This window comes from Caballeronia grimmiae (assembly GCF_000698555.1).
Taxonomy (GTDB): domain Bacteria; phylum Pseudomonadota; class Gammaproteobacteria; order Burkholderiales; family Burkholderiaceae; genus Caballeronia; species Caballeronia grimmiae.
Genome location: NZ_JFHE01000073.1, coordinates 1 through 11,031, shown reverse-complemented (window position 1 = coordinate 11,031; position 11,031 = coordinate 1). Strand labels below are relative to the sequence as shown.

Below are 11,031 nucleotides of genomic sequence, written 5' to 3'. Positions count from 1 at the left end.
GCGATTGAGAGCATGCACATGCAGTTGCGCAGAAGTCCAAACCGCGGCGATGGCACCTGCGGGGTCTTTAAGGTCTCGACGGCTTCTGGCCATAAGAACCTTTTTGCTTATCCGATCACTGACCCCAAAGACCTACTTCCTAGATTCGCGACCGAACCGCAGATCCATTGTCAAAGTTGAAGGCTTAATGGCGCTGGCCGTTCTGGAAAATTGACCACGCATCGGGTACCGGGGGAAGGGCAAGATGGCTTGCAGCAGCCAAAGCGGGCCTCGATCCAGCCGCAGGAGGCAATGGGGGCGGCGGCTATCGAGAGGTATGTAGCAGAAAGACAAAAGACCCTGTACGAAGCACTTGCACCGGCCTCAGGGTTGATACTAATTAAATGCAAGGAATGCGTTGGAGAATGAAAGCGACTCGGCAGTCATTGTCCAACTTACTTCGATAGGTCGAATAGCTTTTGATGTCGATTTATTGGCGACGCGTCTTCCTTTGCTAAGCTGTCCGCCATGCCCGATATCAAGCTGACGCGTCCGCTCGACGACACCCCCGCGCGCTCTCGGGCCGACCGCGTCTATTACGCCTTGCGCGACGAAATCTTCGACATGCGGCTCTTGCCCGGCGACCGCCTCACGGAAGGCGCGATCGCCGAGCGCTTCGCGGTCTCGCGCACGCCCGCGCGCGAAGCGCTGCAACGCCTGCAAAGCGATGGCCTCATGCGCGGCTATGTGCGCGGCGGCTGGGAAGTCGCGCCCATCGACAACAAGCGCTTCGACGATCTTTACGAAATGCGCCAGATGATCGAGACCTTCGCCGTGCGCAAGCTCTGCGGCGAAGCGGCTCAATCGGCCGAACTGCATCCGCTGGTCGACGCGCTCGACCGCGTATGGAAGGTTCGGCGCGCGCAACGCATTACCGACGGCGGCACGCTCGTCGGACTCGACGAAGCCCTGCATCATGCGCTCGTCGCCGCTGCCGGCAACGACGAACTCACCGCGACCATGCAGCGCGTGACGGACCGCATCCGCGTGGTGCGGCGGCTTGATCTGATACAGGGCGACGGCATCGCCGATACCTACGACGAACACGCGGCGATTCTCGATGCTATCCGGGCCGGCGATGCGACAACGAGCGTTCGACTCGTCTCGCAGCACATAGGGGGAAGCCAGTCGAGCGTGCGCGGCCTCGCGATGCAACGCCTCCTCGCCGCGCGCACCGAAACGAGGCCGGACTTCAGCGGCCACGCACCGGCAAGGCTGCGGCGCACCATCTGACGGCGCGCGCGGCGCGCTTCCGTTCATTCTCCATGCAACGCTGAAAGCCTTATCCGATAAGGCCGATCAGGGTTTTTACCGACGCATGGCACGAATCTGGCATCGAAGGTTTTCGTTGTATACAAGGAAACGTCATGCCTCTTGAAGTCACTGCAACACACGCGCCGGTCAAGGCGAACTATTTGAACCCCACGCGCGGAATGCGCGGCATGGCGGTCGCGCCGCATGCGCTCGCGTCGCGAAGCGCGCTTGCGGTGCTGCGCGAAGGCGGCAATGCAGTCGAAGCGATGATCGCGGCGGCATCGACCATCGCGGTGGTTTATCCGCACATGAACAGCATCGGCGGCGACGGCTTCTGGCTCATCTCGCGGCCGGGGCATGCGCCTATCGGCATCGAGGCATGCGGCGCGGCCGCGATGGGCGCGGACATCGACACGTATCGCGCGCTCGGCTTCAACGCGATCCCCACGCGTGGCCCGCTCGCGGCGAACACGGTTGCGGGCACCGTCTCCGGCTGGGACTTCGCGCAGCGCTTCTCGAAGGGCTCGCTCGACGGAAAGCTGCCCGTGGCGCGCCTGCTCGAAGATGCGATTCACTATGCGAAGCACGGCATTCCGGTGACGCGCAGCCAGGCCGATTGCATCGCGGCCAAGCGCGGCGAACTGCAGCATGTGCCTGGCTTTGCGCAGACCTTCATGCCGGATGATCGCGCGCCGCAAACGGGCGAACGTTTCGTCAACGCGCGCCTAGCCGCGACGCTCCAGCAACTCGCCGATGCAGGCCTCGACGACTTCTATCGCGGCGACCTTGCGCGTAGCATCGCGCGGGACATGTCGTCGATGGAAACGCTTATCACGCTGGAAGATCTCGAACGTCATCGCGCACGCGAACGCACGCCGCTCGAACTGAAGCACACGATTGGCACGGTCTACAACATGCCGCCGCCGACGCAAGGCCTCGTTTCGCTGCTTATTCTCGGCGTGCTCGACCGCGTGCTGAAGGACGACATGGACCCGCTCGGTCCCGAGTTCGTGCATGCGTGCGTCGAAGCGACGAAGCTCGCGTTCAAGATTCGCGACGAGCATGTCACCGATCCGGACCACATGCGTATAGATCCGATCACGCGACTGAATCCCGCCGCGCTCGATGCAATGGCACAACAGGTGTCTATGTCGAAGGCCGCATCGTGGGGCAAGGGACGCGGTCCCGGCGATACGGTATGGATGGGCGTGATCGATGGCGATGGCGTCGCGGTGAGCTTTATCCAGAGCATCTACCACGAGTTCGGCAGCGGCATCGTGCTGCCGCAATCGGGCATCAACTGGCAGAACCGCGGATGCAGCTTCTCGCTCGATGCGTCGTCGCTCAATCCGTTGATGCCGGGACGTCGCCCGTTCCATACGCTGAATCCCGCGCTCGCGCAATTCGCCGATGGCCGCACGATGGTCTACGGAAACATGGGCGGAGACGGTCAGCCGCAATCGCAGAGCGCGGTGTTTTCGCGCATCGCGCGCTTCGGCTGGAACCCGCAGGCCGCTATCGATGCGCCGCGCTGGCTGCTCGGTCGCACGTGGGGCCAATCGACCGATTCGCTCAAGCTCGAAGCGCGCTTCCCGGCAGTGACCATCGACGCATTGCGCGCGCTCGGCCACGAAGTCGAAGTGCTCGCCGCCTACGACGAAGCGATGGGCCATGCCGGCGCAATCATTCGGTATCCTGATGGTTCTTTCGAAGCGGGTCACGACCCGAGAAGCGATGGCGCCTGTGCAGGCTTTTAGCGCTTAAACACCGCATCACGCACGAAGTTGCGAAGTCATCCGGTTCCGCATTCGTCGGCGCCGGAGGGCGGCGCTCATCCATTTTTATCCGCATCATCCGGGGAAAGCACATGAACACACGCACCCAAACGCTGCACGACGATGCCTCGATCTCGCCTGCCGCGGCGGCCCACAACCGCTGGCTGCAACTCGCACTCGGCCTCGTCTGCATGATGGCGATATCGAGTCCGCAATACGTATGGACGCTGTTGACGAAGGCGCTTTCCGCGAAGCTCGGCGTGCCGCTGCCCGAATTACAGGTCACGTTCTCGCTGCTCATCATTCTCCAGACGTTCTTCTCGCCGTTTCAGGGCAAGTTAATCGACCGCTTCGGCCCGCGTCTTCTGATCTCGCTCGGCACGGTGATGTCGGGCCTCAGTTGGGTGCTCGCATCCATGGCGACGAGCACGTCGATGCTCTATCTCACCTACGGTCTCGTCGGCGGTCTCGGCACGGGCATCGTGTATGTGGGCGTCGTCGGCCTGATGGTGCGCTGGTTCCCCGACCGGCGCGGCTTCGCGGCCGGCGCGGTTGCAGCGGGCTACGGCATGGGCGCGATCGTGACGACGTTCCCCATCACCGCATCGCTTGCGTCGCGCGGTATCGATGCAACGCTGTGGATCTACGGTATCGCGTTCGCGGTCGTCGGCTTCGTGGCGTCGCAAGGCTTGCGCACACCGAACGCCGTTGCACCGATGAAGGCTGCGACGCTCGCCGCGGCATCGAAGGTGCCGGATCTCCGCCCGTCGCAAATGATGAAGTCGCCGCTCTTCTGGCTCATGTTCGCAATGATGACGATGATGTCCACCTCGGGCCTCATGGTTACGTCGCAGATGGCGACGTTTGCCGCCGACTTCGGCATCACCAAGGTGATGGTGTTCGGCATGGCCGCGTTGCCGCTCGCGCTGACGATCGACCGCTTCACGAACGGCCTCACGCGACCCCTGTTCGGCTGGGTGTCCGACCGTTTTGGCCGCGAAAACACGATGTTTTTTGCGTTCGTGCTCGAAGGCGTCGCGATGGCGCTGTGGCTCATGACACGCGACAACGCGGTGCTATTCGTGCTGCTCTCGGGCGTGGTGTTTTTCGGCTGGGGCGAAATCTTCTCGTTGTTTCCGTCGACGTTGACGGATACATTTGGCACGCGCCACGCCACCGAGAACTACGGCTGGCTTTATATCTCGCAAGGCATCGGCTCCATCTTCGGCGGACCGCTCGCTGCGTTGCTGCATCAGCATGCGGGCAGCTGGACGCCGGTATTTGCATCGGCAATCACGCTGGATATCGTCACCGCCGTGCTCGCCCTGTTCATGCTCAAGCCGATGCGCGCGCGTTTCCTCGCTGCTGCGAATCGTTGAACGTCACTCTAACGGCCGTCCGCACCGGCTTATGACAATGGATTATGCGTGCATCAACGCCCGGATCCGCGTTGCGGCAATCCAGTGTTCGCCGGAAGGGCAGTGTGGCGCAGCCCACGTGAGGTTGATCGGGAGAGACGGATGGCGTCGTAGGTTGCGAGCGATCCATCTACATGTCCCACAGCGGCTCGCAGCAGTAGTAAGGAACAAAGGTCCGTCTTCGACCTCATCGTCTAGGGCGCTAATGCGCTCCGCGACTTCCGGAACCGGTTATCAACGGCCGCTCGAGCTTGCCATCCAGTTTGGCTAGGAGAGGTCTGTTTGCCCTCGCTCAATGGCCGGTTTCGGGCGAGCAAGTCGCGGATGGCACCGCCGCAAGACGGCCCAAAGCGGTCATACTTAGTCGCGGACAATCAATGCTTCGTTCGCGACTTTTCCATGCAAGGACGTAATTCATATCGTCCAACAAGGATGGCCGTGCCGTGCCGCGTGGAGCGGCTCTGGCGTGCGCTAAAAGACCCACATGATGCTACGTAATAGGCGCAACCAGCCTGCCGACGCGGAAACGCATGGTGCGGAGCGCGGACTTGACCGCTTCGAGGGATTCAGCGACGCGGTCTTCGCAATCGCGCTGACCCTGCTTATCGTCGAGATCAAGGTCCCCGGATCTCCTGAGGGCGCGAATGGCTACAGCGACCTGGCAAGGGCCATGGCAGAGCAGTGGCGCGAATATCTCGCGCTCGTTCTCTGCTATGTCGTGATCGGGGCCTATTGGCTCCAACACCACTATTCGGGCCGCATCTATGCGAAGAGTGATCACTGGTTTGGCGTGATCAACCTCGTGTTCCTGCTGGCGATCGTCGTCATTCCTTATCCAATCCGCGTCTGGTGCTTCCACCTCGGCACGGGCTTCGAACCCGTCGCGTCAGTGACCCTGGTTGCCGGTCTTGCCCTGACCGCCTGCACCTGGATGGCGAAGTGGTTCTATGCAATGCCGGGCCGCCGGCTGATGGACGAACGGCTCGCGCCCGATTTCCTCCAGCAGATGACGCGCCGCTACGGCGTTGCGACGCTGGTCCAGATCGCTGCAGTTCCCGTCGCGATCGCGGCGTCGCGCATCGGAGTGGCCATTGCACTGCTGTGCGTCGCCTTCTTTCTGCTGCCGCAGCCCAGGCCGCGCTACAAGCCCAGCGAGGAGCCGAGCGAGGCTGAAAAATTGAACAAGTAGCTACTACGCGAGGCCGGCCCATGCGTGTTGTTCGACGCTCCGCGAGTCTAGTTCCGGCCGCATCCCTAAGCGGTCACTCACGGGTCGGCGCCGGCCAGATCAAAGCAGATGCCCTCCACAATTCCGCGGGCGGATCACCGCAAGCGGTTCTGACAAATTCACTCACTCGGCACTGGGAAACGCCGCCGACGCGGCAGGCGTCGCTTATCGTGGCTATGCGACTGACCATCTGCGGATAGCGAAGGGATTGAGCGGGCGAGGGCAGCGCCGCGAGTTCGCCGGCTCGCCGTCCTACTCTGCTACAAGCATTCTTGCGCTTGCTCAGGTATCGCGCACGGACTCTGCTTGGGCGACGAACCACGCCGACATCGTCCGTGCCAGTTCGAGCACGACCTCCGCGTCGGTCCGGCCGGAGGACGCGCGCACGTGGAACGAATGATCTGCGTCGTCAACCACATGCAGCGTGGCGCGTGGCCCCAGCGTCTCGACGACCGACCTCAGCAGCTTAAGCTCGGCTAGCTTGTCGCGCGTGCCCTGCAGGAAGAGCATCGGCACGGTGACGTCCGCCAGGTGCTGTGCCCGCTCCACGCCGGGCGCGCCCGCCGGGTGCAGCGGGAACGCGACGAAAGCGAGACCACGGACGCCGTCGAGCGGGGAGATTGCTTGGGCCTGGGACGTCATGCGTCCGCCGAACGACCTGCCGCCCGCGAAGAGCGGCAGGGCTGGCAGCCGCCGACGGGCCTCCGCGACGGCTGCCCGCACGGCAGCATGTGCCACGGCCGGCGAGTCTACCCGCTTGGAGCCCCGCTCCATGTACGGAAACTGGTAGCGCAAAGTGGCGACATTGGCCGCCACAAGCGCGTCGGCCAATGACGACATGCCGGCGTGCTGCATGCCCGCCCCGGCGCCGTGCGCGAAGACATACAGGGCTCGCGCGTCCTCCGGCACTCGGAGGAGAGCAGAGACCTTGGTGCCGTCGGGCAGTGCCAGGGAAAGCGATTCTTGGTCGTCCATCGTATTCAGGTCGTGTCGTTGTGGCCTTTGCGCCGATTCTGCATCAATGAGGCATCGGGAAGCGTTGTGGCGGCCTCCGGCAAGGCATTGGGCAGGTGAAGTTTGCCGGCCGATCCATCGAGCGCGCGCCCATTGTGAACGGCGCCGCAGTCGCGATGTGTCGGTTCACGACCGCAAGCCCGACCTGTGGACCGCAACGTGATCCGCGCTTTGAGACATCTGCGTAATAGCACGCCTGCATCATTGTCAGCGAGCTGTTACGACACTGCAACCAGCGTCAAAGGAAGTTCTCGAAGGGCAGTTCATTTATCTGGCTCTCTGGAAGAGCATGTCCGGCTGCAAAGGTTCTGGGTTCGGCCACGAGCGGACTTGCTACGCTTTTTTCAATGCCGTCAATACGTCGCATGCTATTCGAAGACCAGCTATTGGCGCGCGGCGACCCGAGTCGCGGCAAAGCGTACAGATGCGCCGACGGCACCGCTTGGGCGCCGTCGTTCATCGCTTACATTTTATTTATTACAGCCCGGCTGTGAAAGCTTTTCCCACCCGAGGTCAGCGAAGCATGGTCCTTGAGTGGCTTCACTAAACTTTACGTCGTTGTATTCCGCGTTCCACTCCAATACGACAATCTCTCCGGTGACATCGACGGTTACGTCCCACCCAACGCAGCGTGCAAATGGAAACTTCGCATGCAGTTCGAGTACCTTATCGACGCATTGTCGAAACCTCGGCAAGCCTAACCCGTCGAACTGGACTTTTGAATCGGGATGGGCGTCGATATTCGTCCAGTCGCTCTGGTAGCCAGTGCTTTGCAGGCCACCATCGGTCAAGTCAGCCGACACGCAAACCTCGGTGTCCGGCCGGACATGACCGTCCGCGGCGCGCCCAAGACGCAAGTAACAAGCACGAAGAGACACGGCACCGCCGTCGTTTACTACTGTGGTGAAACGAATCGTCGCGACGGCTTCAGAACCGAACTGAGCGAAAGTCTGATGCTGACATATAAAGCGTTGGAAGACGCCGTTGCCGAGCGATCGGATCGTGACTGCACCGAAGTCCTGTCGGTCGAGTATGATGACACCCTTTCCTTGACCCGTTTGATCCGATTTAAAGGCGACCTTGTCGGTGTTGCTGAAAAGTGTTTGCTCTAGGTCAGAGCATGGAATCGCCGCGTAGTCCGGGGAAAAACAAATCCCATTGACGTGATAGCCAATGTCAGGAAAGACGTCGTCCTGAAATAGCTGCCGCGACATCGTTTTCAGTTCGGAAACCTTACCATAGTGCCCCTTCAGTAGAGGGACCACCACCCAGCCATAGAAGTTGTCGGGAATCCATCCCTCTTTGAACCTTCCATTGAGTGCGGTGTACACATACAGCCACGGCGCATAACATGCGCTACCCAATACATCCCGTGCATAGGCTTCTGCTGCCCTTAGCTCCGCCGGGTCAGTCTTACCACGCCTGAACTCGATATTCGTCAAGGCCGCGTGCGCTTCAGAGGCATGCCTGCGGTGAAAAACCCGTCGGCGAAGGTCTTTCCACGAACTACGAAGCACGGCTTCGACGGGTACTGGTAGCATATTTCTTCCTAAGAAACTGCGTTTGCGACGAATGAATTTACCGTACCAACACATAGCTTAAGAGTTCCTTATGGATCGCTGCACCCGCCCGGACCGGGCAAATTGCGTCGTCGTTTTACGTAGCTTCGGGCAGCGCGTAGAAAACTACCGCGTATTTAAATCGAACTTTCGTTACCCGCGTGTGATCCCCGATCTGCGTCACTCAAGCGTCGGACGGACGAATCGCTTAATTTGCTTGTTTCCGTTCAGTTCAGCCGACAACTTCATGATTTTCAGAAATTTTCCATCCTTCGCATTATTAATTAATGTCAAGCCCGGCCGCGGTCGCCGCACAGATCACCGAAGTGCCGTCCTCTCGATTAACTGAGCTTGTCATCGAGGTGGTGACTCACGATTTGCACAACGCTCGCACCAGAGGAAAACAGGTTTTCAGCTACGAGTCTCACGATAGAGAAGATTCGATTGCGCGGGGCGTTCGGAACTGGCTGCGCTCCGGTGATGAAAGCGGACTCGGACTCGGTCTTTCCGCACGCCAAAACCTTGTTCGCCTTCTACTGGTCGGCGACGCGGATGTCTGCGGAGGCTGGTGTTTCGATGGCCTAAACAGCGACGAATACGCGAACGATCTCGCCTACTGGCTGGCGCGCGTCCGAGCGGGTGACCCGCGGTTTGGTCGCTGCGTACGGGGAGGCGCAAATGCGGCTTAAGAGGTCCCCTCACATGCGGCCGAGTCGCCCCGCTGCGCGATAAACCGACTCTGGAGTTAGATATCCAGAGGTCACGGTGCGGCCCAACCGCGTCGGATCAACACGGCTAACAGCGGTCTATAGATGGCCGTGACCACCCGCAGGGCTGGTCAGCCAAAGCGACGGGCGCCGCGGTGTGCAATCAACAGGACAGGCGAGCCGACGAGATCATTGGCCACGCTATGGACAGGGCGATAAAAACGAGCCGCCGCCGAACAGCTCAGGAATTGATCACTTTTCGACTCACATTGCACCCGTCGGACGTCGCGCATGAAAAGGACACTTTTCCTCCAGGCCCCGTCGTTCGACGGTTTCGACGGTGGCGCAGGTTCGCGTTATCAGGCGAAGCGCGAGATACGCTCGTTTTGGTATCCGACATGGCTCGCGCAGCCTGCCGCTCTCGTGCCGGGCAGCCGCGTGCTGGATGCGCCGGCGGACGGCCTGTCCTTCGGCGAAACGCTTACCATCGCGCGCGAATACGATGTCGTCATCATCCATACGAGCACGCCATCTTTTCCTGCTGATGCGCTCTTCGCCGAACATCTGAAGGAAGCTGCGCCTGCGGTAACAATCGGTATGGTCGGCGCGAAAGTCGCGGTGGACCCGCACAACTCACTGACTGCAAGCGACGCGCTCGACTTTGTATGCCGCGAGGAGTTCGACTATACGTGCAAGGAAGTCGCCGAGGGGTTACCGTTCACGTCCATTGCCGGTCTGTCCTGGCGCAACGCGAAAGGCGAAATCCAGCATAACGATGCAAGGCCCGTTCTGGAGAACATGGACGAGCTTCCCTTCGTCGCCCCCATCTATAAGCGTGACCTGAACATCCGAAACTACTTTATCGGATACCTCAACTATCCGTACGTATCCCTCTATACGGGTCGCGGCTGCCGTTCTCGCTGCACGTTTTGTCTTTGGCCGCAGACGGTCGGTGGACATCGCTATCGGGTGCGGTCGGTCGAGAACGTGCTTGCAGAAGTCAGGTGGATACGCGAAAACATGCCGGAAGTGAAAGAGATCATGTTCGACGACGATACATTCACCGACTTCAAACCGCGCGTCGAGGAGATCGCACGCGGTCTCGGCAAGCTTGGCGTGACGTGGTCGTGTAACGCGAAGGCGAACGTGCCGTATTCGACGCTCAGGATCATGAAGGATAATGGCTTGCGGCTGCTTCTCGTCGGATATGAATCCGGCGACGACCAGATTTTGCTAAACATAAAAAAGGGCTTGCGCACGGATATCGCACGGCGCTTCTCCGACGATTGCCGCACGCTTGGCATCAAAGTGCATGGCACTTTCATTCTCGGCTTGCCTGGTGAAACAAAAGAGACGATAGAAAAGACGATTCGATATGCGAAAGAGATCAACCCGCATACGATTCAAGTCTCGCTCGCCGCGCCGTATCCGGGCACCGCGCTTTACCGCCAGGCTGTGGATAGCGGCTGGCTCGCGGAGAACAAGGTGATCAATCTCGTGAGCAAGGAGGGCGTCCAGCTAGCGGCAATCGGCTATCCGCATCTATCCCGTGAAGATATCTATCACGAACTGGAACGCTTCTATAAGCGCTTCTATTTCCGGCCTTCGAAGATATGGGAGATCGTGCGGGAGATGCTGACGAGCTGGGACATGACAAAGCGACGCTTGCGCGAAGGCGTCGAGTTTTTTCGCTTCTTGCGCGCTCATGAAGCATAGCGTCATGCGCGGCCTGATCATCACCGCCGACGACTTCGGCTTGCACGAGCGCGTCAACGAAGCGGTCGAGCGCGGGCATCGCGAAGGCATCCTTGCGTGCACGAGCCTCATGGTAGCCGCACCTGCCGCCGCCGATGCGATCACGCGCGCGAAACGATGTCCGTCGTTGCGCGTCGGCCTGCACATCGTGCTCGCCGATGGTCAGTCGACGCTTGGCGCAGCGCGTGTGCCGGCGCTCACTGAGGCATCGGGATGGATGCCCGATGCGCCCTTTTTCGACGGCGTACGATATTCCTTGCTTCCGCACGTGCGCCGACAGCT

The 11,031-nt window shown here is 60.7% G+C and carries 9 protein-coding genes; 7 read left to right on the top strand and 2 right to left on the bottom strand.

The window, feature by feature from the left end:
* The 5 genes from BG57_RS33590 to BG57_RS29860 all read left to right on the top strand — a co-directional run.
* A partial coding sequence (locus tag BG57_RS33590; protein ID WP_206539444.1) for a hypothetical protein occupies window positions 1–180 on the top strand: 180 nt, incomplete at its 5' end.
* A gap of 327 nt (window positions 181–507) precedes the next feature.
* On the top strand, window positions 508–1,272 hold the full coding sequence (locus BG57_RS29875; protein WP_035970752.1) for a GntR family transcriptional regulator: 765 nt from the start codon (window positions 508–510) through the stop codon (window positions 1,270–1,272).
* Between the two features lie 134 nt (window positions 1,273–1,406).
* Window positions 1,407–3,050, top strand: a complete 1,644-nt coding sequence (locus BG57_RS29870; protein ID WP_035970750.1) for a gamma-glutamyltransferase family protein — start codon at window positions 1,407–1,409, stop codon at window positions 3,048–3,050.
* A gap of 110 nt (window positions 3,051–3,160) precedes the next feature.
* The gene (gene oxlT / locus BG57_RS29865; protein ID WP_035970749.1) at window positions 3,161–4,447 is read left to right on the top strand and encodes an oxalate/formate MFS antiporter; all 1,287 of its coding nucleotides are present in this window, start codon (window positions 3,161–3,163) and stop codon (window positions 4,445–4,447) included.
* 523 nt (window positions 4,448–4,970) lie between these two features.
* The gene (locus tag BG57_RS29860) at window positions 4,971–5,675 is read left to right on the top strand and encodes a TMEM175 family protein (protein ID WP_035970748.1); all 705 of its coding nucleotides are present in this window, start codon (window positions 4,971–4,973) and stop codon (window positions 5,673–5,675) included.
* A gap of 321 nt (window positions 5,676–5,996) precedes the next feature.
* On the opposite strand, the gene BG57_RS29855 is transcribed toward BG57_RS29860, so the two are convergent.
* Together BG57_RS29855 and BG57_RS29850 are read right to left on the bottom strand one after the other, a co-directional pair.
* On the bottom strand, window positions 5,997–6,689 hold the full coding sequence (locus tag BG57_RS29855; RefSeq protein WP_035970747.1) for an alpha/beta hydrolase family protein: 693 nt from the start codon (window positions 6,687–6,689) through the stop codon (window positions 5,997–5,999).
* Window positions 6,690–7,198: 509 nt separating this feature from the next.
* Window positions 7,199–8,269, bottom strand: coding sequence for a sugar-transfer associated ATP-grasp domain-containing protein (locus BG57_RS29850; protein ID WP_052006093.1), 1,071 nt, complete (start codon window positions 8,267–8,269; stop codon window positions 7,199–7,201).
* Window positions 8,270–9,285: 1,016 nt separating this feature from the next.
* Between BG57_RS29850 and hpnJ the strand changes: the two genes are divergently transcribed.
* Entirely contained in the window at window positions 9,286–10,710 is a 1,425-nt protein-coding gene (gene hpnJ, locus BG57_RS29845; protein ID WP_035970746.1) for a hopanoid biosynthesis associated radical SAM protein HpnJ, read from the top strand.
* The coding region (locus BG57_RS29840; RefSeq protein ID WP_035970753.1) for a ChbG/HpnK family deacetylase at window positions 10,700–11,031 on the top strand (332 nt) is incomplete at its 3' end. The genes hpnJ and BG57_RS29840, both read left to right, overlap by 11 nt.

Excerpts from the sequence above, each read along its gene's own strand:
- BG57_RS29875 (WP_035970752.1), top strand. The coding sequence starts at position 508 with ATGCCCGATATCAAGCTGACGCGTCCGCTCGACGACACCCCCGCGCGC.
- BG57_RS29870 (WP_035970750.1), top strand. The coding sequence starts at position 1,407 with ATGCCTCTTGAAGTCACTGCAACACACGCGCCGGTCAAGGCGAACTAT.
- oxlT (WP_035970749.1), top strand. The coding sequence starts at position 3,161 with ATGAACACACGCACCCAAACGCTGCACGACGATGCCTCGATCTCGCCT.
- BG57_RS29860 (WP_035970748.1), top strand. The coding sequence starts at position 4,971 with ATGATGCTACGTAATAGGCGCAACCAGCCTGCCGACGCGGAAACGCAT.
- BG57_RS29855 (WP_035970747.1), bottom strand. The coding sequence starts at position 6,689 with ATGGACGACCAAGAATCGCTTTCCCTGGCACTGCCCGACGGCACCAAG.
- BG57_RS29850 (WP_052006093.1), bottom strand. The coding sequence starts at position 8,269 with ATGCTACCAGTACCCGTCGAAGCCGTGCTTCGTAGTTCGTGGAAAGAC.
- hpnJ (WP_035970746.1), top strand. The coding sequence starts at position 9,286 with ATGAAAAGGACACTTTTCCTCCAGGCCCCGTCGTTCGACGGTTTCGAC.